Here is a 21,678-nt window from a genome sequence, read left to right on the forward strand (position 1 = left end):
GGTCTCTCGGGGGAGGATCAGGAGTGTTCGTAGTTGGTCAGGGCCAGGCCCAGCAGCGCCTTGGCCTGCTCGCGCAGCATCACCGGCTCGACGATCTCGGCATCGGAACCGTAGTGCAGCACGTCCATCAGCAGTTCGCGCGAGACGCTGTAGGGCACCTTCAGCTCGTAGCGACCGTCGGGCAGGAAGCGCCCCTGCTGCTTGGAATGCCAGTGCTCATCGGCCACCCAGCGCGCCGCCTTGGCACTGAACAGGATGGTCGCCCAGCCCTTGGGCGCACCGGAAAAGATGCCGTAGCTGGCACCCAGCTGCTCGTCCAGCTCACTGTCGGCGACATCGCGGGCGGCGCTGTCGATCACCCGCGCCTTGTAGATGCGATCCACCGCGAAACTGCGCAGGGCCTCGCGATCATGGTCCCAGCCGTCCAGGTACCAGTTGTCGCGGTAGTGGGTCAGCCGCTGCGGCGACACGGTGCGCTTGGTCGCTTCATCGGTCGAGCGGGCCCGGTATTCGAAGCCCAGCTGGCGGCGCTCCAGCACCGCCGAGGCCACCGAACGGAAGCTGGCCTCGTCGAACTTGCGGCCCCGGTGCGGAATCACCCGGACCCGGTCGACCGGCCAGCTGGACACCCCGGCCTGCGCGGCAAGCAGGCCCTCGATGCGCTGCTGCAGCGGTGCCAGCACCGAGGACAGGACGCCGCCCCCGGTCCGCGCCAGCAGGTGCTGCGAGGCCAGCAGGGCGTGCAGCTCCTCCGAACTCAACCACAGGCCGGGCAGCTCGAAGCGGTCGCTCTCGTCGGCCAGGTAGCGGAAGCCGGCCTCGCCGTCGCCCTCGATCGGCGCCATCAGCGCGTCGCGCAGGAAGGCCAGGTCGCGGTAGACGGTCGCACGGGAGCACCCGAGCTTGTCCTGCAGGGTCGCCACCGTCACCGGATAGCGTGCGGACTTGAGCAGACGATGCAGGGCGGTGATGCGTTCGTATCGGTCCATGCCCCCGATTATGTCCGAGTCGCGGCCGTTGTGGCGGAGGTTTGGGCTATCGTGGTCGCCCCTGCCCCGCGGAGCGCCCGATGCGCCGCTTGTCCGTCCTGCCCCTGCTGGCCTGCCTGCTGCTGGTGGCCTGCGACCGCGCGCCCCCGCCTGACGGCAGCGCTGCGCCCCTGCCCGTGCCCGCGGCGGATCCCGCCCAGGCGGTGCTGGCGGCCAGCCAGCGCTTCGCCGCCCTGCGCAGCTTCCATGCCGAACTGGACGTGCTGGGCGCGGCGCAGCCGGTCCGCGCGGCGATGGACTTCGTCGCCCCGGACCGTTTCCGGGTGCAGACCCTGGCCGGGCCGCAGGTGATCATCGGCGACACCATGTTCCTGCAGGCCGACGATGCGATCCGCCAGGTGCCGACCCCGCCGGGCCTGCTGGAGCAGTGGCGCAACCCGCTGCCGGCCGACGTGCCCGCACCGGCCCTGCAGGCCGAAGACCTGGGCAGCCAGGCACTGGACGGTGTCCCCACCCGCCACTACCGCCTGCGCGGCGCCGGCGGCGAGCGCCTGGAGTACTGGGTGGATGCGCAGGGCCTGCCGCGGCAGATCGTGCGCAGCGGCAGCAACAACGGCAAGGCCTATCAGCTGCGGCTGCGCTATTCACGCTTCAACGATCCGGATGTCCGTATCGAGCGGCCCTGAACAGGCGCTGTGGCAAACGCCTGCTGAAGCGCGCATTGGATCGATTCGGACGGTCATCACGCATCCAGTATCATCACCGGCTGTCAACCGCTCCGGAGAGCCCTCGATGTCCCTGCGCGTGTCCCTGCTGATCCCCCTGCTGCTGTGCGCGCCACTGGCCCATGCGCAGGATGCCTCCGAACTGGCGGCGATGTCCTCGCCGTGGAGCGGCAGTGGCGGCGAGCTCGGCTTCGCCTCGGCCCGCGGCAACAGCAGCACCGAGAGCTTCAACGGCCGCCTGCGCCTGCGCTATACCGACGGTGACTGGGTGCACAGCATGGACCTGTTCGGTCTGCGATCCAGCTCCAAGGTGACCGAAACCAACGATGACGGCACCACCACCCGCCGCAACAACACCACCGCCAACCGCTATACCGGCAGCGCCGGCAGCGCGCTGCAGCTGGGCGAGCACCGCCAGCTGACCGCCACGGTGCGTACCGAGCGCGACGATTTCGCCACCTACGACCGCCAGAGTTCGTTCGGTCTGGGTTACGGCACGCGGCTGTGGAACACCGACCGGTTCTCGTTCGATGCGCAGATCGGCCCCGGTGTGCGCCGCACCCACAGCACCGAAGACGACCGCACCCGCACCGGCCTGATCGGTCGTGGCCTGTTCGACCTGAAGTACTCGCTGACCGGCAACACCGACCTGATCAACACCCTGCTGGTCGAATCGGGTTCGTACAACACCTTTGGCCAGAACGATTTCGGCGTATCGGTGAGCATGAACGAACACCTGGCACTGAAGGCCGGCTGGCAGGCCCGTTACAACAGCGACGTGGCCGAGGACAAGCGCAGGACCGACACGCTGACCACGATGAACGTGGTCTACAAGTTCAAATGAGAAACGGGCGCCGCAGGGCGCCCGTTCTTTATTTGTAGAGTCGAGCCATGCTCGACTGCTGTTGGCCAGCCAGGAAAGAGCCGTCGAGCATGGCTCGACTCTACAGATCGGCGGCTCAGACGTTCAGCAGTTCGCCGGCACCGGCATCCAGCAGCATCTTCGCCACGCGCTGGCCCAGCGCGTCCGGGTCGCTGGCGGGCCCCACGGCCTCGGCGCGCACCGCACGGCCATCGCTGGCACTGCCGACCAGGCCCTGCAGGTGCAGATCCTGCCCCTGCCACTGCGCGATGGCCGCCACCGGTACATGGCAGCTGCCATGCAAGGCACGGTTCATTGCCCGCTCGGCCTCCACGCAGGCACGCGTGGACGCATCGTCCAGCCGTGCAAACAGCGCCATCAATGCCGCGTTGCCACCGTCGCACTCCACCGCGACCGCCCCCTGCGCCGGTGCCGGCAGCCACTGTGGCGGCTGCAGCCGCGCGACGATACGCGCGCCCAGGCCGAGGCGTTCCAGCCCGGCCACGGCCAGCACGATGGCGTCATAGCCGCCGTTGTCGAGCTTGGCCAGGCGGGTGTTGACGTTGCCACGCAGGTCCAGCAGCTGCAGGTCCGGCCGCAGCGCACGCAGCTGGGCCTGGCGGCGCAGCGACGAGGTCCCGACGCGGGCCCCGAGCGGCAGCGCCTCCAGCGATGCATAGAGATTGGAAACGAACCCGTCGGCCGGATCATGCCGGGTCAGCATTGCCGGCAGCGCGAACGGCGCATCCAGTTCCATCGGCACATCCTTCAGCGAATGCACCGCGCAGTCGGCCTCACCGCGCAGCATGGCCAGCTCCAGCTCCTTCAGGAACAGGCCCTTGCCGCCGATGGCGGCGAGCGAGCGGTCAAGCACTTCATCGCCGCGGGTGCTCATCGGCACCAGTTCCACGTGCAGGCCAGGGTGGACCTGGCGCAGTCGATCGGCGACGTGTTCGCTCTGCCAGAGGGCGAGCGGGCTTTTGCGGGTGGCGATGCGGACGGTATCCATCCGGTCATTATCGCGCCTTCGGCGCGGATACGGCCAACGGCGGAGCCCCTCGTGGCTGGAAGCAACAGCTTTGCTTGGCCGGGCGGGGTGGACTGCGCAGGGGTCGCTGCAAGTACGTCCATGTAAGCTCGGTCGCCGCATCCATGCGGCTCACGCCCCTGCGCAGCCCCCCCGCCCGGCCTCTGACAGTTTCCGTGCGCGTCAGCCACGGAAGATCAAAAAAGCAGGGCAACAGCGGGTCGCGACGCTCTAAGCCGAGCATGGCTCGGCTCTACATTTCTCCCCCTCCGACAACACCAACGCTTTTGCCGTCCGACGCAGTGGACAACAAGAGGGTTGGGCCGGGGTGGGGGCGCGGGACCGTTGGCGCCAGGGATGGCGCCATCGAGCCCCATGGATGGGTTCACCGCGTGTCCCGCGCCCCCACCCCGGCCCGACCCAATACGTAAAAACAACGAGCCATGACCCGCTGTTGCTGTTGCTGTTGCTTCAGACGTCGCTCGCAAGCAGTCGCGGCCGCAGGCCGCGCGGAAAACCTACAGATGCCGCAGTTCCTGCTTCAGCGTCGCCACGCAGCGGCGGCTGACCTCCAGCGGCTGCTTGCCATGCCGCAGCACCGCCTGCACCTGCCCACCGCTGCCCCGCCGCAGTTCCACCAGCTCGTGGCGCGCCACCAGGCAGTTGCGGTGGATGCGCACGAAGCGACTGGCGAATTCCTCTTCCAGCGACTTCAGCGATTCCTCGATCAGGTCCTCGCCACGCGCGTGGTGCACCACCACGTACTTCTCTTCGGCCTGCAGGTAATGGATGTCGTCCAGCGGAATCAGGCGCAGGCTGCCACGCAGCCGCGCGCACAGCATGCTGCGGGCCTGGCCGCCGGTGTGCTGCGGCTGGCCATCGCGGCCGGCCAGGAAGGTGCGTGCGCGGGCAATCGCCGCAGCCAGGCGCTCGGCCCGCACCGGCTTCATCAGATAGTCGATCGCTGCCGCCTCGAAGGCCGACAGTGCATGCGCGTCGTACGCAGTGCAGAACACCACCGCCGGGCGCGGCTCGAAGCTGGCCAGATGGCGTGCCGCTTCCAGGCCGTCCAGGCCGGGCATGGCGATGTCCAGCAGCACCAGGTCCGGCTGCAGCGCCGCACACGCGTGCAGCGCCTGCTCGCCGTTGCCGGCCTCGGCCACCACGTCCACCCCGTCCTGCGCGGCCAGCAGGCTGCGCAGGCGCTCGCGCGCCAGCGGCTCGTCATCGGCGATGACTACCCTCACGATCAACCCCTCACTGGATCGGCACCGTCACCTGGCAGGCATAGTAGCCCTCGCTCCAGCCAGCCGTCATCCGCGCAGCGCGCCCGAAGCGCCAGGCCAGGCGATGGCCGATGCTGTGCTGGGCGTGGCCAGCCCCCTGCGCCAGGGCCAGCCCGGGTGCCTGTGGATCCGGCGCCGGATTGCGCACCGTGATCGTCAGCGCATCGCCGGCGCAGGCCAGATGCAGTTCGATGGTGCCGCCCTCGGGAAGGCGCGAGATGCCATGCAGCACGGCGTTTTCCACCAGCGGCTGCAGCACCAGGCGTGGCATCGGCAGCTCCCACGGCAGCGGCTCGTCGCGTTGCCAGTGCACCTGCAGGCGCTCGCCCAGCCGCAACGATTCGATCGACAGATAGCGCTCGGCCAGCTCGCATTCGTCACGCAGGGTCGAATCGCCTTCGCCGGCCCCCAGTGCTGCGCGGAACAGATCGGACAGGTCCAGCACCGCGCGCTCGGCCACCGCCGGATCGCGATGCAGCAGGCTGGCGATCAGGTTCATGCTGTTGAACAGGAAATGCGGGCGGATGCGCGCCTGCAGGGCGTCGGCCTGGGCCCGCGCGTGGGCCTGCACCTGGGCCGCCCAGCGATCGCTGACGTAGAAATAGCGCAGCGCCAGTGCGGTGATCAGCGCGGTGGTGGCGGCACTGCCGAGGGTGAAGCGCCAGAAACCGATGCCACGGGTGAAGTTGTCACCCAGCACCGCATACAGCGCGTGGACGATGCCGGCGCAGGCCACCGCGATCACCGCAGCCAGTGCGACCGCCGCCAGTGCGCCGAGCAGTTCGGGAAGCCGCGACAGCGCCTGCCGCAGCACGCAGAGGCAGGCGCTGACCGCCAGCGCCAGCCACAGCGCGAAGCCGCTGGCCGATGCCAGTTCGCCGACCGTCCAGTGCCGGCTGCCATCGGGCGCCAGCGCCAGCACCACCACCACCAGCTCGGCCAGGCCGAGCATCGCCGCCAGCCGCGGCAGGCGGCACAGTTCGGGCATCCACGGCGCGGCGCTGCCCGTGGCCATGGCTCAGCCCACGCCCAGCCGGGCCTGCAGCCAGTCGCCCAGCGCGTCGATTTCCTCGGCGCAGACCTGGTGGGCCATCGGGTAGCTGTGCCACTGCACCTGCAGGCCCAGTGCACCCAGCACCTGCGCGCTGTGCGCGGCCACCGCCTGCGGGATCACCGGATCGCTGCTGCCATGGGCCATGAACACCGGCACGTCCACCGCGCCATCGACGCGGGTGGCCGCTTCGGCATCGGGCAGATAGGTCGACAGCGCGATCAGGCCGGCAAGCGGCGCGGTCCGCGCCAGCGCGGCGCTGAGGATCACCGCGCCCCCCTGCGAGAACCCGGCCAGGAAGATGTGATCGGCGGCGATACCGCGTCCGATCTCGCGTTCGATCAGCGCATCCAGCTGCGCCATCGACTCGCGCACGCCGGCCATGTCGGCCCGCGAGCGGAAATCCATGCCGACGATGTCGTACCAGCCGCGCATCGGCACACCGTTGTTGATCGTGATCGGGCGCACCGGTGCATGCGGGAACACGAAGCGCAGCGCCGGCCACTGCGGCCGGACCAGTTCGGGCACGATCGGGGCGAAATCATGGCCATCGGCCCCCAGGCCATGCAGCCAGATCACCGACCACTGCGGCGAGGCGCCGGTCTCCTGTTCCACCGTTTGCAGCATGTTGCGGCTCCGTTGCGTTCGAGCCGCATTATGCCGCCGACGGGGTGCGATCAGTACAGCGGCGGCTGCTCGGCGGCTTCGCGGCGCAGCTGCACGGCACGGACCAGCACCGGCGGCGGGATGTTCTCCTCGGGAATGTCGAGCAGGCCCAGACGATGCAGGAACGCACCCGGCCCCCGCGAGGAGGTCAGCGCCACGACCGGGATCGCCAGCACCATGCCGATCACCACCGGCGCCATCCACGCGGCCAGCGACGGCGACACTGCCCAGGCCAGCACGCCCATGAAGGCGCCGAACAGCCCCAGCCCGCCGTAACCCCGGATCAGCGCCATCCAGGAGATGCCGCCATCGTCGCGCTGCTGCGCATCCCAGCCCGAATCACGACCGGACAGGACTTCGGCAACGCCACGCGACTGCACGTACATCACCACCGGCGCCATCAGCGCGGCCAGCACGGTTTCCACCAGCATCGACAGGAACGCACGCACCGCACCGCCGCAGCCGCGCCGATCGACCGGATCGAGCAGCATGGCCAGATAGCCCAGCACCTTGGGCATCAACAGCACGGCCATGGTGGCCGCGAACAGGCGCACCACCTGTTCTTCATCCTGCGCGCGCCAGTACACGCTGGGCGAGAGGTGCAGCAGGGCGTTGAAGTCGATGCCTTCCTGGAACAGCGGGATGGCGATGCCGATCAGCATCAGCATCGCCCACATCGGCGCGGTGAAGTAATGGCCGATGCCGATCAGCATGTGGATGCGGCTGATCCAGTGCAGGCCGCGGCTGCCGACCACCTTGCCGTGCTGCAGATTGCCCTGGCACCAGCGGCGGTCCCGTACCAGCAGATCGGTCAGCGTCGGCGGGCCTTCCTCATAGCTGCCGCCCAGGTACGGCACCATGTGCGCGGCCCAGCCGCCGCGGCGCATCAGCGCCGCTTCGACGAAATCGTGGCTCAGCACGTGGCCACCGAACGGCTTGCGCCCCGGCAGTGCGGGCAGGCCGGCATGGTCGGCGAAGGCACGGGTGCGGATGATCGCGTTGTGGCCCCAGTAATTGCTTTCGGCGCCGTGCCACCAGGCCACGCCACGGGCGATCACCGGGCCGTACACGCGGCCGCCGAACTGCTGCATGCGCGCGAACAGGGTGCGGCCACCGATCACCGACGGCAGGGTCTGGATCAGCCCGACATCGGCGTTGTGCTCCATGCCGGCGACCAGGCGCACGATGCTGTCGCCGGTCATCAGGCTGTCGGCGTCCAGGATCAGCATCTGCGGGTAGGCGCCACCGAAGCGGCGGACCCAGTCGGCGATGTTGCCGGCCTTGCGCGCGCTGTTGTCGCCGCGGCGACGGTAGAACAGGCGGGCATGGCCGTCGGGCACCAGCCCGCGCAGCTCGGCGAACACCTGTTCCTCGGCACGCGCGATGTCGTCGCGCCGGGTATCACTGAGCACGAAGAAATCAAAGCGCTGCAGCTGGCCGGTGGCCGCCACCGATTCGTAGATCGCGCGCAGGCCGGCCAGCAGCCGCCGCGGGTCTTCGTTGTAGGTCGGCATCAGCAGCGCGGTGCGGCTGTGCACGGTGGGCAACGGCTTGTCCGGATCGATGCCGAGCCGGTAGCCACGGTCGAACACGGCGGTCAGGAAGCCGGCCACGGCACTGGCGAACGACAGCGCGATCCAGGCGAACAGACCGACGAACAGCACCAGCAGGCACGCCTCCAGCACGCTGATGCCGTTGCCGGACAGCACACGCCACATCATGCGGGTGGCCACCGCGGTCATCGCCACGGTTCCGCCCAGGATGTACAGCCGGCGCAGGCCGATCATGCGCGGCGAGGTACGATGCCGGCGCACCTTCAGCTCGCCCTCGCGCAGGGTCTGCTCGGGCATCGCCAACGGCGATTCGTCCGGCAGCACGGCCCAGCCGGCGTCGGGACCGGCAACGGCCGGTTCCGCGTTGATGGTTTGACTCCCCATGCCCGCCTACTCCGCGCAGGCCGCAGAGCCGGCCATCCAGGCCAGGCTGCATGCGCCAAGGTTCCTGGCACGCGTTCCCGGCGCCCGCACTTGTCCTGTCTGCGACGGCGTCATGCCGCGCAGTCGATGTCTGTCACTACCGGAACCCACACGATCTCCAACGGGGCGGAATCGAAAAATGCGGCCCAGTCTAGGGGGCTGAATGTAAGCCGGGTGCGAAGGTGCCGCCCGGGGATTTCCCCCATTCAGCCATCAGCAGGCGTTGCCCGCCGGGTTCCGCCGGATGTCGATTGATGGCCGTGGGTACTGGATCGTAACAAACGAGAACGGTTATCATTCCGTTAACCAGGCAGGTCGTTGCGCCCTCTGCGCCAGACCCACCCAGCTGCGCCGGCCACGCCGTGCGCCCGACGACCCACGGAAGGGTGGCTGCCTGCTGTCTGCCTGCGCCTGCCGCTTCCCCGGGTCTCTCCTCTCCCATGGAAGCCGTCATGCCCCAGTCCCCTTTCCGTTCCGCGCGCCCGTCGCGCACCCACCTTGCCCGTGCCCTGGCCAGCGCCTGCCTGCTCACCCTGCCGGCGCTCGCCGCCGCTGAAGGCAGCGCCGACGCCTCGACCAAGGACCTCGATACGGTGGTGGTCACCGCCTCGGGCAACCAGCAATGGATCAAGGATGCCCCGGCCAGCATCAGCGTGATCAGCCGCGAGGACATCGAGCGCCAGCCCGTGCACGACCTGGCCACCCTGCTCAGCCGCGTGCCGGGTGTCACCGGTGGCCTCAGTGCGGTCGGCGAGCAGTCCAAGATCAAGCTGCGCGGCATGCCATCCAACTACACGCTGGTGCTGGTGGACGGCAAGCGCATGGGCAGCTCGGCCTCGACCAACTACCGCCCCGACCTCGGCCGCCAGGACCTGAACTGGATCGCGCCGGACCAGATCGAGCGCATCGAAGTGGTGCGTGGCCCGATGTCATCGCTGTATGGCTCGGACGCGATGGGCGGTGTGATCAACATCATCACCAAGCGCATCGGCGACGCCTGGAACGGCAGCGCCACCCACAGCTACACCCGGCCGCAGGATGGCAAGCGCGGCGACACCCAGCAGATCGGGGCCACCTTCTCTGGCCCGCTGGGCGAACGTTTCGGCCTGCGCATCGGCGCCAACAGCATGCGCCGCGACTCTGACCGCGACAACGGCGGCGTCTACGGCAACGCCTATGCCGGCGAGAAGGACCGCAATGTCGACGCGCTGCTGGAATGGAAGCTCAGCGACGCGCAGGAGCTGTCGCTGGAGGCCGGCCACGGCGTGCAGCAGGCCTTCATCGCCCAGGCCCTGGAAAAGCAGGACGAGGGCGCGTGGGGGGCGAGCGAACTCAAGCGCAGTTCGCTGGCACTGAACCATGATGGCAACTGGCGCTTCGGCACCTCCAAGCTGAGCGCGTACTGGACCGAGTACAAGAACGATATCGGCCCGACCGGCCGCTCCGAGGCCACCGACAGCATTCTCGAAGCGAGCCTGAGCACGCCGTTCACGCTGGGCGTGGAGCACCAGTTCGCGGTGGGCGGCCAATGGAAGCGGCAGGAGCTGACCAACACCGACACCATCGGCCGGGCGCCGATCGACTATGCCGGCAACCCGGTCGTGGGTTCGGCGCTGGAAGTGGATACCTGGGCGCTGTTCGTCGAGGACGAGCTGAAGCTGCATCGCACCCTCGCGCTGACCCTGGGCGCGCGCCTGGACCACCACGAGCAGTTCGGCGGCCATGTCAGCCCACGCGCCTATCTGGTCTGGCACCCGGCCGGGCAGTGGACCCTCCGCGGCGGCGTCTCCAAGGGATTCCGCGCGCCCAGCCTGACCGAGAACTCCCCCAGCGCGGCGACCCAGTCCGGCGGCCGTGGCTGCACCTCGCTGATTCCGCTGGGCTACGTGCGCGGCGGCTGCTACATGGCCGGCAACCCTGACCTGGACCCGGAAACCAGCACCAACCGCGAGCTCGGCATCAGCTTCGACAACGACCGCGTCGATGCCGGGCTGACCTACTTCCACACCGACTTCAAGAACAAGATCGAGTACGAAGCGCTGGGCTTCTTCAACGGCTACTGGTGGACGCGCATGAGCAACGTGCAGCGCGCACGCACCAGCGGCATGGAAGGCAACCTCAATCTCCGCTTCGGCGAGCACTGGCGCTGGCGCACGTCGGCCACCTGGATGAAGGAAGCCAAGAACCTGACCACCGGCCGCAACCTGATCGATACCCCGGAGTTCTCCGGCTACTCGTCGCTGGACTGGACCCCGAACGCGATCTTCTCCAGCAGCCTGTCGGCGCAGTACACCGGCAAGCAGACCGGCGTGGCCAGCACCTTCCTGAAGGCCTACACGCTGTATGACCTGACCGCAGCCTGGAACGTCAACGACGTGCTGACCCTGCGTGGCGGTGTCAGCAACCTGGCCGACAAGAAGCTGTACGCCGACGGCGCCACCGACTACTTCGTGGCGGGCCGCAGCTACTTCCTCGGTATCACCGCGCGCTTCTGATGCGCACCGCGATCGCGCTGGCAAGCGGCCAGCGCGATCGTAAGACGATGCGGTTCAGTCGTTTTCCAGCACGGCCGGCGCAGCATCGCGGCTGGCCGCATTGCGTGCACGGTCCATCGCCACCGCCAGTTGCTGGCGGGCGAGCAGTTGTTGTGCCTGCACCACTTCGGGTGTCGGCAGGAGCACCGGTCCGGGTGCGTTTTCCGGTGTAGCAGGTGTGGTCATGCAACCTCCATGGACATTCCGCCAGCGCCCGTAAAGCGTGTGGGGCAGCGGCGGACTGCGCACCCTATCCTAAAAAGAAGGCCGATGGGTTACGTGCGACGCTCGGACGCAAGCCCCTGGACGTAGATCCGTCACATTTTTGACGGTCCGGACTGGAAGGCTGAATACGACCCATTTATCATGTAAACGTTTTCTCACAGGGATGTCCCTACGCACATGAACGCCGTCGATCTCTCCCGCTTCAGCCCGAAGTGGCAGTTCCGCTTCAACTTCTTCCAGCAGCACGGTGCCCCCAAGGAGCCGGGTTTCAAGCAGGCCTGGAAGGCGCTGTCCTTCGGCGACCGCCTGAAGATCAACCTGAACTTCTTCGCCTTCTTCTTCGGCGCGATCTATCTGTTCATCCTGGGCATGTGGCGCAAGGCCCTGGTGGTGATCGGCATCAACATTGTCCTGGTCGTGATCAGCATGTTCCTGCCGGACATCGTCGCCCGCGCGCTGTTCATTGCCATGAACTTCCTGGTGGCCTCCAGCACCAACTACAGCTATTACCTGGAACAGGTGAAGGGCAATACCAGCTGGAACCCCTTCGAAGGCATGTTCTAAGCCTGCCTGTCTGCCGGCATTGCCCGGCAGTACCAGCGGTTTCCAGTTGCATCGACGCCCGGCCTTGGCCGGGCGTCGTCATTTGCAGCGTGGTTCAGGCCGCGCGCAACGCCACCGGCGCCTTCGCCTCGGCCTGCAGACGGAAGCGCGACACCGCCACGGCCAGCTGCTCGGCCTGTTCCTCCATCGCCCGCGCCGCCGCCGTGGCTTCCTCCACCAGCGCCGCATTCTGCTGGGTGGTCTCGTCCATCTGCACCACGGTCTGGTTGACCTGCTCGATGCCGGCGGACTGCTCGCGCGAGGCGGCCGAGATCTCGGCCATGATCTCGTTGACCCGGCCGACCTGGCCGACGATCTCCTGCATGGTGCGGCCGGCACCGTGCACCAGCTGCGCGCCGGCGCCGACCTGGGCAACCGAGGCGTCGATCAGTTCCTTGATCTCCTTGGCTGCACCGGCCGAGCGCTGCGCCAGCGCACGCACTTCGCTGGCGACCACGGCGAAGCCGCGGCCCTGCTCACCGGCGCGTGCCGCCTCCACCGCTGCGTTGAGCGCGAGGATGTTGGTCTGGAAGGCGATGCCATCGATCACCGAGATGATCTCGGCGATGCGCTGCGACGAGGTCTCGATCTGCTCCATGGTCTGCACCACCTGGCTGACCACCTGCCCGCCTTCGCCGGCCACGCCAGCGGCCGATGCCGCCAGCGTATTGGCCTGCAGGGCATGATCGGCGTTCTGGCGCACGGTGGAGGTCAGTTCCTCCATCGACGCGGCGGTTTCTTCCAGGTTGGCCGCCTGCTGTTCGGTACGCCGCGACAGATCATTGTTGCCGGAGGCGATCTCGCCGGCGGCCAGCCGGATGCTCGCCGCCGACTGCTGGATCTGGCCGACGATCCCCGTCAGCTGCTGCACGGTGCTGTTGGCATCGTCGCGCATCACGGCGAACACGCCGTGGAAATCGCCCTGCATGCGCGTGCTCAGGTCGCCGGCGGCGATCGCCCGCAGCAGCGTCGACAGTGCCGCCAGGTTGTGGTCACTCACCTGCATCATGGTGTTGAGGGTTTCCACCATGCGGCGGAAATCATGCTCGAAGCGCTCGGCATCGCCGCGCACCGCGAAGTCACCGGCAGCGGCCGCCGCGGCCAGCTGCTGGATCTGCTCGTTGATGGCCGCCAGGTTGGCCTTGGTGGTGGCCATGGCTGCGGTGAACACCGCCTTCTCGCCCGGCAGGGCCTCCATGTCCACGCTCAGATCGCCCACCGCGTAACGCTGCATCACCTCGACCAGGCGCTGGGTCACGGCAGTGCTGGAGGCCACCAGCTGGTTGCTGTCGGCGACCATGCGGCCGTACTCGCCCGGGAACACGCTGGCATCCATGCGGTAGCTGATCTGGCCGGCATCATGCTGGCGCGCCATCTCGGCCTGTGCGGCCATCACCGCCTGCAGCTGCCCGCGCATGCCCTGCATCGCCTCCAGCAGACGGCCCACTTCGTCGTTGCCCAGCGGCGGCAGCGCGGTATCCAGTCTGCCCGCGGCAACGTCGCCGGCGATGCGCACGGCCTGGGCCAGCGGGCGCACGGCCAGCCGCTGCAGCAGCACGTAGACGCCACCACTGAGCACCAGCGCCGCCACCACCCCCACCAGCAGGATGATCCACAGCAGCTCGCGCGCCTGCGCCACGATCACCGCATGCGGGACCACCACGCCCAGCGCGAAACGCTGCGGGGCATCGCCCACCTGCAGGGGCACGTACAGGCGCACATTGCCGAACGCATCGGGTTCGAACGCTTCATAGGTCTTGTCGTCGGCAATCTGCGCCAGCATGCCGCGGGTGACCGCATCGCTGCGCGGCTTGCCGATCTCGGCGGCATCGGCCGACGCCAGCACCACACCGTTGGGCGACAGCAGTTCGATGTGGCCGGCCCCCATCGGCTTCAGCGTGGCCAGGTGCTTCTGCAGCGCGGCCAGCGAGAAGTCCACGGTGAACACGCCGAGGAACGTCCCGTTCTCGACGATCGGGGTGCTCAGGGTGCTCATCAGTACCTGCTGCCCGCCGATGTCGTAGGCATAGGGTTCGCTGACCAGCGGCAGCTTGTCGCGGCTCGGCTGCATGTACCAGTTGCCCGAGCCGCTGGGGGTTTCGGTGTAATCGGTCATCGGCGACTGCTGGGGCTTGCCGTCCTGCCAGGCCCAGTAGCTCATGTAGCGGCCGGTGGCATCGTGCGCCTCGGTGTCGACGAACTCGCTGTCCTTGCCGTCGAAGGCATTGGCCTCCCACATGGTGCTCTTGCCGAGCCATTCGGGGTGGGCGTGCAGCTGCTCGCCGATGATGTTGGCCAGCGCGGCGCGGTCCGGAGCGTCGCCACGGGCGCGCTGGGCCAGCACGGTCTCCACCATCGCATCGTTGCTGGCGAAGGCCGTGCCGAGGTCGGCAGCGACCTGGCGCGCTTCGGCACGCGCTTCGCTGGCCATGGTCTGCCGCGAGGAGGCCACCAGCGCCGAGCTGGCCTGGTGGTAGATCAGGAACGCTGTCGCGCCGAAGCACAACAGGGCGATCAGCGCAGTGCCCAGCATCAGCTTGTGGGCGATGCTGCCGGGGCGGCGGGCAGCGACGGAACGGGAAGGAGGCATGGCAGGATCCGCAGGCAGTTCAGGTCGACCGGCACCGGGGCGGCACCGCGCAGATGCGCGGTCCTTCGCGCGGGTCGCCGGCCCTGGCCGGGCCGGAGCCCGGCGCAGGAAGGCGCGCACCGGGTTAACGGCCAGTGCCGGACGAGGTTGAGGCGCGCGACCCGCACAAAGCTGAACCTGCTCAGCTGCCGGCTCAGTCCGTGTCCTGCACCGTCGCCCGCTCGAACACACGCTCGCCGACCCAGGGCGTACGTGGCAGCACTTCGATGCTGCCGGCCGCGTACTGCTGCAGCACCCCTTCCGGGCCGAAACGGGGTTGCCAGCCCAGCGTCTGCCGCAGGCGGCTGCTGTCGTACACGCGGTCGATGCTGAGGGGCAGCGGCCAGCCCCGGCGTTCGAACTCGGCCAGCAGCTGCGGTGCACGGCGGGCCAGTACCTGGCGGGGATCGGCGGCCAGCTGCAGGCAGTCGCTGCGCTGGAACGGGGTCGGCGCGCAGGCGATGAAGCGGCGGAACGCCGGCCCGGCGTCGTCCACCAGCGCGGCGTGCGCGCTGGCCACATCGCGCGCATCGATGCCGCGGTGCAGGCGGAACATCGCCATGCGCTCCGGTGCTTCGGGGAAGCAACGTGCCATGCGCAGCACCCGCACCTGGAAGGTATCGCTGGCGGCCTGCTCGGCCAGCGCTTCGGCCTGCAGCTTGGTGCGGTGGTAGATGGTGCGGGGCAGCGGCGCGGTGTCCTCGTCGATCCAGCGGCAGCCGCCGGACACCACGGCGTGGCCATACAGCGCGGTGGTACTGGTCAGCACGAAGCGCCGCACACCGGCATCGCGTGCCAGCTGCAGCAGCTGCGCCGTGGCATCCACGTTGATCTGCTGGAACACCGCATCCGGCACCAGGTCGACGTGCGGTGCGTGCAGTGCCGCGGTGTGGATCACCGCATCCATGCCGCGTACCGCGCGCTGCAGCGCCTGGCGGTGGGTGACATCGGCGATGATGCGCGTGGTGGCGAAGGGACTGCGGTCCAGCCCCACCACTTCATGATCGGCGGCCAGTGCGCCAAAGATGGCGCGCCCGATCCGCCCGGAACTGCCGGTCAGCAGAATCTTCATTGAGTCCATTCACTCGAGGCGCCCGGGAACTACCGGGATGCTTCGATTCTAGGCATGCCGCGGGGCCGCGGCGATAGCATCGCGCAGCGCGGCAGCCGGCGATCGCGTGTCAACTGCGTGCGCAGGCGGCGTGAAGGCCGAGGCCACGGTAGCGACCTGGACTTAGCACTGCATCGCCAAGGATGGTCGGCGTCGTCGCGCCGCGGCGGCATACCCCGCATCCACGCAACGGGAGAGTCCCATGCCCAACCAACCCCGCAGCTCCAACCGCGGCTTTGCTTCGATGGACCCGGCCACGCAACGGGCGATTGCTGCCAAGGGAGGCCGCGCCGCGCATGCCTCGGGCAACGCACATGAATTCAGTCCCGCCGAAGCCCGCGCGGCCGGGCGCAAGGGCGGCGAGGCGATCAGCCGCGATCGGCAACACATGGCAGCAATCGGCCGCGAGGGCGGGCATGCCCGCCACGCGCATGCGCTTCAGCAGCAGCAACAACGACAGCCGCAGGCCGAAGCGCCGGCAGGGGCACCATCGCGGCAGCAGGGCTGAGCGTCCGGCCGGCCGTGCGCGCGGCAGCAGGGCGCTGCTGGCAAACGCAGCACCCATGCTCAGGCGTGGGCAAGGATGTTCAGCAGGCGTCCGAACGGGTCACGGACGAAGAAGCGGCGCACACCCCAGGGCTCGTCGGCCGGGCCGTACTCGAGCGCGATGCCGGCTGCGCGTACACGCTCCAGCACCTCCTGCAGGTTGTCCACTTCGATCGACAGGTCCGGCACCGGCGTACCGGAGCCGCCCTCACTGGCAAAACTGAGCTGCGCCACTGCGCGGCCCTGGCCGCCGTGGGTGACGATCCAGCCGTGGTCCATCAGCACCGGCATGCCCAGCACGCCGGTGTAGAACGTGGCCGCGCGCGCCGGGTCCGGCGTTGCGATGTTGGCGACGATGCGGTTGACGGCCATGCACGGACTCCAGGACGTTGCGGGCGCCCATCGTGGCGCCGACGGCGACAACCGGCAACCGGCCGTCGCCCCGCAGTCGGTTCGTGGTGGATCCGCGGTCATCAGGGGTGACCGCCGGGCCGGGACGGCGAACCGCCCCGGCCTTGGCACCTGCAGCCGTCAGACCGTCAGGCGGCCTTCATCGCATGCTTGCGGGCGCGCATCACGTTGTGGCACTCCTGCACGTCCGGCAGCCACTGGGTCACTTCCTGGCGCACGGCCGGCGGCAGGTCGTTGTCCTTCAGCACATCCTTGAAGGCACCCAGCAGGCGATCTTCCGACTCTTCCAACTCGGCCACATAGCCGTAGTTGGTGTCCCCGAAGGCGGCACGCACCTTGCCGTAGAACTGCTGCATGGAACCGACCATGGTGCCGTGCTCGGCCGGCTTGCCGCCGGTGGCGGCGACCGAGCTGCTCAGCGAGGACACGATGCGGCCCTTCACTCCGGCGATGCGGGTGAACAGCTCCGAAAGCTCGACATCCTTCACCTTGGTCGCGGCTTCTTCGTAGAACGACTTGCCGTCGCGGGCGATTTCGATCAGATCGTTGAGGCGGTGTTCGATGGTGGACTGGGTGCTCATGGAGGTTCTCCTCGGAAAGGGACAACAGTGGTGTCCGTTGTCTGCACCACCAGACTGGCGAACCCGGTGTGGTTCGCGGGTGAGCACCGATTGATGCGGTACTCATCCTGCCCAACGCTTCCCGACCCGCTCACACCGGGCAGGCGATGCCTTCACCGCGTGTGAACCCTCCGCGCTGCATCGAGCGTGCGGTAGCGCGCCGCGCGATCAGGCCGGTGGGTGCTGCAGCAGGCCCGACTGCTGCAGCCACGCATCGAAGCCGATGCTGCCCAGCCAGGCCTGTCCTGCCGGCACCAGCGTGTCCTCCTGCAGCTGCGCACCGAAGTAGGGCGCCCCGGCGTCGCCGACCACCTGCCGCGCATCCCCCGTGCTGCGCAGGAAACGCTGCGCCAGCACCGCCATGGATTCCCGTTCGGGTCCTGCGATTTCCACCACGCCGTTGACCGGTGCCTGCTGCGCGATGCGGGCCACCGCCTCGGCCACGTCCTCGGCGGCGATCGGCTGCACCGCCGCAGTGGGCAGCCGCAGCGTCTGGCCACTGCCTGCCGACTGCACGATGCCCGGCAGGAACTCGAAGAACTGGGTCGAATGGATGATCGTGTACGCCAGCCCCGAGTCGCGGATCAGCCGTTCCTGGGCGATCTTGCCGCGGAAGTAGCCGCTGGCGGCGAGCTTGTCGGTACCCACCACCGACAGCGCCACATGGTGGCGTACGCCCGCCTCGGCAGCAGCGGTGAGGATGTTGTGGCCGGCGGTGACGAAGAACGACAGCACCGCGGCGTCCTCGAACGATGGCGAGTTGGCCAGGTCCACCACGACATGGGTGCCGGCCATGGCGGCCGCCAGTCCTTCGCCGCTCAACACATCGATACCGGTGGACGGTGCGGCGGCAACGACTTCATGGCCGGCGGCGCGCAGGCGGTCGACCACCTTGCTGCCGATGCGGCCGGTGCCGCCGATGACGAGAATCTTCATGACAGGTCTCCTGGAACGTGGATGCGGGATTGCCTGCATCGTAGGAAGGCGGCAGACGGTGCAGTAGCCCCTTGGCGGGCCGCGCAGCGTTGCCGGTTTGGCACCACTGGCCTCATGTCCAGGCCGGCTGCCCGGTCTGGGGGTGTGCCGTGGCCTGCTGGCGCGCTTCCCACTGGGAGAACGCGTCCAGGTCCAGCGCGCGGACGCGCTGGGTACTGAAATCGATGAATGCACGGACCCGCTTGGGCAGCTGGCGGCGGCTCAGGTAACACAGGTAGTGGCCGCGGTCGTGGGGCGCATAGCGGTCCAGGCAGGTCACCACCGCGCCGGCGCGCAGCGCATCGTGCACCTGGTAGCTGGGCAGCTGGGCGATGCCCTGGCCGTCGATCACCGCCTGCAGGGCGAGGTCGGCGTCGTTGAACACCAGGCGCGCCGTCGGCTCGGGATTCACCTCCCTGCCCTCCACGCGGAACTCCCAGCGCTGCAGCCGTCCGCCGGGCAGGCGCCGCCCGATGCAGGCGTGGCTGGACAGCGCTTCGAGGGTCTGCGGCAGGCCATGTTCCTGCACGTACGCCGGCGAGGCGCAGGCCACCAGCTGCATCGGCACCAGCTGCTTGGCGATCACCTGGCTGTCTTCCAGCAGGCCATCGCGGAACGCGACATCGATGCGGTCGGCAGCCAGGTCCGGCGCCTGCTCGTCCAGCAGCAGTTCCACCGACACCTCGGGGTAGGCGGCACGGAAGGAGGACAACAGCGGTGCGATCACCCGCCGGCCGAAGCCGTGGCTCGCACTGATCCGCAGGTGCCCGCGCGGTGGTCCCTCGCGCAGGTCGCGCACCTCGTCCAGCGCCTGCAGGATGCAGGCCACGCCCGGGCTGCAGCCCTCCAGGAACAGTTCGCCTTCGCGGGTGAGCGAGGTCGAGCGTGTCGTGCGCAGGAACAGGCGCACGCCCAGCTGTCCTTCCAGCTTCTGCACGCTGCGGCTGACGGCCGAGCGGCCGACGCCGAGGCGATCACCGGCGCGCGCGAAACTGCCTTCGGCGGCCACCGCGATGAACGCCAGCACGCCGGCATAGCTGGTGGAGAACGAGGCATTGAGCGGATCGTGGCCGGTACTGGCCGGGCAGGATTGCGGCAGGGCATTCATGGTGTTCCGGGCTCCAGGGGGTCGCGGCGGGCAAGCAGATGGGCACGCGCCAGGTCCAGGCGCTGCCGGCAGGCCGGCAGCTCCAACCCCAGCAGTGGCCCGATGTCGTCGATATCCGCACCGAGCACGTCGTGCAGCAGCAGCACCGCGCGCGCATCGGGCGGCAGTTCATGCAGCGCGGCAAGGAAGGCCTGCCAGACCTGCTCACTGGCGGGACGGGCGGCGCGGCGTGGCTCGGATGAGGTGTCCATGCCCGGCAGACGGCCGAGCACCCCGGGCTGTGACAGGCCATTGGTGCCTTTCGCACAACACCGTGCGTCCGCGGCTCCGGCTACCGGCCCGCGGGCGCCCGGTCTAGCCTCGCAGCGTCCCTCCACTCCCTCAGGAACACCATCATGAGCCCACGCCTGGACTACGCTGCACAATCCCCCGAACTGTTCAAGAAGCTCGGCCTGTTCTCGCACGCCGCGCACTCCGCGTCGATCGAAGCGGCCATCGTCGACCTGGTCAACATCCGTGCCTCCCAGCTCAACGGCTGCGGCTTCTGCCTGGACATGCACGTGAAGGAAGCCACCATCCGCGGCGAGCGCGCCCTGCGATTGCACCACCTGGCGGCCTGGCGCGAATCGACCCTGTTCAGCCCGCGCGAACGCGCGTGCCTGGCCTGGACCGAAGCCCTGACCCAGCTGCCTGCGCACGGCATTGCCGACGACCTGTATGCGCGCGTGCGCAGCCAGTTGTCCGAACAGGAGATCGTCGATCTGACCTATGCGGTGATGGCGATCAATGCCTGGAACCGCGCCAACATCGCCTTCCAGACCGAACCCGGCACCCTGGACAAGGCATTCGGCCTGGACAAGGCCGGCTTGGCCTGAGCCGCCCGCCCCCCTCCCTGGAGACCTGCCATGCGTCATCTGCCCTGCCTGGTCCTGCTCGCACTGCTGCCCCTGGGCAGTCTGGCCGCAGCACCGGCCCCTGCGTCGCCTGCGCCGGAACCCATCGTGCGCGAGGTCATGACCCGTCCCTTGCCGGAACAGCCCGGCAAGGAGGTGCTGATCCTGACCGTGAAGTACCCGCCCGGTGGCGCCGACCCCATCCATCGCCACGATGCGCACGGCTTCGTGTACGTACTCGAAGGCCGCATCGTAATGGGCGTGGCCGGCGGCCGCGAGGTCACCCTCGGCCCGGGGCAAGCCTTCCACGAAGGCCCTGAGGATCTGCACACCGTCGGCCGCAATGCCAGCCAGACCGAACCGGCCAGCTTCGTGGTGTTCCTGATCAAGGACATCGGCAAGCCGGCCGTCCTGCCGCCGCACTGATCCTTTCGGGCGGCCACCGCGAGTGGTCCCCGGATGTCACAATCCGGGGACCTGTCCCGTCTGCGTTGGCATGGACGACTCCACCGCGCTGTTCACCCGTCTTCGCCCGCGCCTGTTCGGCGTGGCCTACCGCATGCTCGGCTCCCCGCACGAGGCCGAGGATGTGGTGCAGGACGTCTGGCTGCGCTGGCACAGCGTCGACCCGCAGGATATCGACAACGCCGAGGCGTGGCTGGTTGCCACCACCACCCGGCGCGCCATCGACGGCCTGCGCCTGGCCCGCCGCACGCGCGAACACTACGTCGGCATGTGGCTGCCCGAGCCGCTGCTGACCGATGACGCACCCTCGCCCGAATCCACCCTGGAAATCGCCAGCGACCTCTCGGTCGCGTTTCTCAGCGTGCTGGAACGCCTGGCACCCGACGCGCGCGCGGCGTTCCTGCTGCACGATGTGCTCGACCAGGACTACGACGTGGTGGCACGAACGCTGGACAAGAGCGCAGCGGCCTGCCGGCAGATCGTGCATCGCGCGCGCCTGCAGCTGCGCCAGGCGCGCCCGCGCTACAACGTTCCGCACGCGGTGCACCAGAAGCTGATGCGACGTTTTGCCGAGGCTGTCAGCAACGGCGACTTCAGCACCATGAAGACCCTGATGGCCGAATCGGCGGTGCTGATCGGCGATGGTGGCGGCATCGTCACCAGCTTCCCCCGGCCGATGGTCGGTGGCGCACGCATTGCCCAGCTGCTGTACGCACCGCTGCTGCGGCGCAGGGCCGCGCTGCGCCTGGTGCCGGCCACGTTCAATGGACGCCTCGGGCTGCTTCGCTATTTCGACGGCGTGCTGGAAGCGGCCATGGCCTTCGACACCAACGGCGAACAGATCGTCGAGATCCTGGTGCAGCGCAACCCGCACAAGCTGCAGGCGCTGGCCCGGCCAACGTCGATCCAGTAGCAGCGCGCCCTTCGCGGTGGCTTCACGACCACGGCGTTTCGCCGCAGCGCCGGTGTTCGCAGA

At 68.7% G+C, this 21,678-nt stretch carries 22 protein-coding genes; 8 read left to right on the plus strand and 14 right to left on the minus strand.

The window, feature by feature from the left end:
• Positions 1-17: 17 nt before the first annotated feature.
• Positions 18-989 (minus strand): helix-turn-helix transcriptional regulator, encoded by a 972-nt coding sequence (locus Q5Z10_RS18735; protein ID WP_303636858.1) that lies wholly within the window; start codon positions 987-989, stop codon positions 18-20.
• Positions 990-1,069: 80 nt separating this feature from the next.
• Here Q5Z10_RS18735 and Q5Z10_RS18740 point away from each other — a divergent pair, with 80 nt between their 5' ends.
• Together Q5Z10_RS18740 and Q5Z10_RS18745 are read left to right on the plus strand one after the other, a co-directional pair.
• The gene (locus tag Q5Z10_RS18740; RefSeq protein WP_303636859.1) at positions 1,070-1,675 is read left to right on the plus strand and encodes a LolA family protein; all 606 of its coding nucleotides are present in this window, start codon (positions 1,070-1,072) and stop codon (positions 1,673-1,675) included.
• Positions 1,676-1,781: 106 nt separating this feature from the next.
• Positions 1,782-2,558, plus strand: a complete 777-nt coding sequence (locus Q5Z10_RS18745; RefSeq protein ID WP_303636860.1) for a DUF481 domain-containing protein — start codon at positions 1,782-1,784, stop codon at positions 2,556-2,558.
• A 115-nt stretch (positions 2,559-2,673) separates the two neighbouring features.
• On the opposite strand, the gene hemC is transcribed toward Q5Z10_RS18745, so the two are convergent.
• The 5 genes from hemC to mdoH all read right to left on the minus strand — a co-directional run bounded on the left by hemC (position 2,674) and on the right by mdoH (position 8,543).
• Positions 2,674-3,585: a hydroxymethylbilane synthase gene (hemC, locus tag Q5Z10_RS18750; protein ID WP_303636861.1), complete on the minus strand. Its 912-nt coding sequence runs from the start codon at positions 3,583-3,585 to the stop codon at positions 2,674-2,676.
• A gap of 536 nt (positions 3,586-4,121) precedes the next feature.
• Positions 4,122-4,850: a LytR/AlgR family response regulator transcription factor gene (locus Q5Z10_RS18755; RefSeq protein ID WP_303636862.1), complete on the minus strand. Its 729-nt coding sequence runs from the start codon at positions 4,848-4,850 to the stop codon at positions 4,122-4,124.
• A 10-nt stretch (positions 4,851-4,860) separates the two neighbouring features.
• Positions 4,861-5,904 carry a sensor histidine kinase gene (locus Q5Z10_RS18760; protein WP_303636863.1) on the minus strand — a complete coding sequence of 348 codons (1,044 nt, stop codon included), beginning with the start codon at positions 5,902-5,904 and terminating at the stop codon, positions 4,861-4,863.
• Between the two features lie 3 nt (positions 5,905-5,907).
• Positions 5,908-6,567 (minus strand): alpha/beta hydrolase, encoded by a 660-nt coding sequence (locus tag Q5Z10_RS18765; protein ID WP_303636864.1) that lies wholly within the window; start codon positions 6,565-6,567, stop codon positions 5,908-5,910.
• A gap of 50 nt (positions 6,568-6,617) precedes the next feature.
• Positions 6,618-8,543: a glucans biosynthesis glucosyltransferase MdoH gene (gene mdoH / locus Q5Z10_RS18770; protein WP_303636865.1), complete on the minus strand. Its 1,926-nt coding sequence runs from the start codon at positions 8,541-8,543 to the stop codon at positions 6,618-6,620.
• Between the two features lie 491 nt (positions 8,544-9,034).
• On the opposite strand from mdoH, the gene Q5Z10_RS18775 reads away from it, so the two are divergent.
• Positions 9,035-11,077: a TonB-dependent receptor domain-containing protein gene (locus Q5Z10_RS18775; protein WP_303636866.1), complete on the plus strand. Its 2,043-nt coding sequence runs from the start codon at positions 9,035-9,037 to the stop codon at positions 11,075-11,077.
• Positions 11,078-11,131: 54 nt separating this feature from the next.
• On the opposite strand, the gene Q5Z10_RS18780 is transcribed toward Q5Z10_RS18775, so the two are convergent.
• Positions 11,132-11,302: a hypothetical protein gene (locus Q5Z10_RS18780; RefSeq protein WP_303636867.1), complete on the minus strand. Its 171-nt coding sequence runs from the start codon at positions 11,300-11,302 to the stop codon at positions 11,132-11,134.
• Positions 11,303-11,518: 216 nt separating this feature from the next.
• Between Q5Z10_RS18780 and Q5Z10_RS18785 the strand changes: the two genes are divergently transcribed.
• Positions 11,519-11,905 carry a DUF2628 domain-containing protein gene (locus tag Q5Z10_RS18785; RefSeq protein WP_303636868.1) on the plus strand — a complete coding sequence of 129 codons (387 nt, stop codon included), beginning with the start codon at positions 11,519-11,521 and terminating at the stop codon, positions 11,903-11,905.
• A 94-nt stretch (positions 11,906-11,999) separates the two neighbouring features.
• Here the strand turns inward: Q5Z10_RS18785 and Q5Z10_RS18790 are convergent, their stop codons facing one another.
• Together Q5Z10_RS18790 and Q5Z10_RS18795 are read right to left on the minus strand one after the other, a co-directional pair.
• The gene (locus Q5Z10_RS18790; protein WP_303636869.1) at positions 12,000-14,534 is read right to left on the minus strand and encodes a methyl-accepting chemotaxis protein; all 2,535 of its coding nucleotides are present in this window, start codon (positions 14,532-14,534) and stop codon (positions 12,000-12,002) included.
• Positions 14,535-14,727: 193 nt separating this feature from the next.
• Complete coding sequence (locus Q5Z10_RS18795; RefSeq protein ID WP_303636870.1) at positions 14,728-15,645, minus strand: NAD-dependent epimerase/dehydratase family protein; 918 nt, start codon at positions 15,643-15,645, stop codon at positions 14,728-14,730.
• 241 nt (positions 15,646-15,886) lie between these two features.
• On the opposite strand from Q5Z10_RS18795, the gene Q5Z10_RS18800 reads away from it, so the two are divergent.
• A complete protein-coding gene (locus tag Q5Z10_RS18800) occupies positions 15,887-16,192 on the plus strand; it encodes a KGG domain-containing protein (protein ID WP_303636871.1) in 306 nt (101 codons plus the stop codon).
• 59 nt (positions 16,193-16,251) lie between these two features.
• Here the strand turns inward: Q5Z10_RS18800 and Q5Z10_RS18805 are convergent, their stop codons facing one another.
• The 5 genes from Q5Z10_RS18805 to Q5Z10_RS18825 form a co-directional block, all read right to left on the minus strand.
• A complete protein-coding gene (locus Q5Z10_RS18805) occupies positions 16,252-16,602 on the minus strand; it encodes a VOC family protein (protein WP_303636872.1) in 351 nt (116 codons plus the stop codon).
• Positions 16,603-16,769: 167 nt separating this feature from the next.
• Entirely contained in the window at positions 16,770-17,222 is a 453-nt protein-coding gene (locus Q5Z10_RS18810) for a PA2169 family four-helix-bundle protein (RefSeq protein WP_303636873.1), read from the minus strand.
• A 207-nt stretch (positions 17,223-17,429) separates the two neighbouring features.
• Positions 17,430-18,197 (minus strand): SDR family oxidoreductase, encoded by a 768-nt coding sequence (locus tag Q5Z10_RS18815; protein ID WP_303636874.1) that lies wholly within the window; start codon positions 18,195-18,197, stop codon positions 17,430-17,432.
• A 112-nt stretch (positions 18,198-18,309) separates the two neighbouring features.
• Complete coding sequence (locus Q5Z10_RS18820) at positions 18,310-19,344, minus strand: LysR family transcriptional regulator (protein WP_303636875.1); 1,035 nt, start codon at positions 19,342-19,344, stop codon at positions 18,310-18,312.
• Complete coding sequence (locus Q5Z10_RS18825; RefSeq protein WP_303636876.1) at positions 19,341-19,595, minus strand: sigma factor-like helix-turn-helix DNA-binding protein; 255 nt, start codon at positions 19,593-19,595, stop codon at positions 19,341-19,343. Before Q5Z10_RS18825 ends, Q5Z10_RS18820 begins: the two co-directional genes overlap by 4 nt.
• Positions 19,596-19,739: 144 nt before the next feature.
• Between Q5Z10_RS18825 and Q5Z10_RS18830 the strand changes: the two genes are divergently transcribed.
• From Q5Z10_RS18830 to Q5Z10_RS18840, 3 genes are all read left to right on the plus strand, one after another.
• Positions 19,740-20,219, plus strand: a complete 480-nt coding sequence (locus Q5Z10_RS18830) for a carboxymuconolactone decarboxylase family protein (protein ID WP_303636877.1) — start codon at positions 19,740-19,742, stop codon at positions 20,217-20,219.
• Positions 20,220-20,249: 30 nt separating this feature from the next.
• Positions 20,250-20,663 (plus strand): cupin domain-containing protein, encoded by a 414-nt coding sequence (locus Q5Z10_RS18835; protein ID WP_303636878.1) that lies wholly within the window; start codon positions 20,250-20,252, stop codon positions 20,661-20,663.
• Between the two features lie 70 nt (positions 20,664-20,733).
• Positions 20,734-21,615, plus strand: a complete 882-nt coding sequence (locus Q5Z10_RS18840; protein WP_303636879.1) for an RNA polymerase sigma-70 factor — start codon at positions 20,734-20,736, stop codon at positions 21,613-21,615.
• Positions 21,616-21,678 lie beyond the last annotated feature (63 nt).

The organism is Stenotrophomonas sp. 704A1, assembly GCF_030549525.1.
GTDB lineage: Bacteria > Pseudomonadota > Gammaproteobacteria > Xanthomonadales > Xanthomonadaceae > Stenotrophomonas > Stenotrophomonas tuberculopleuritidis.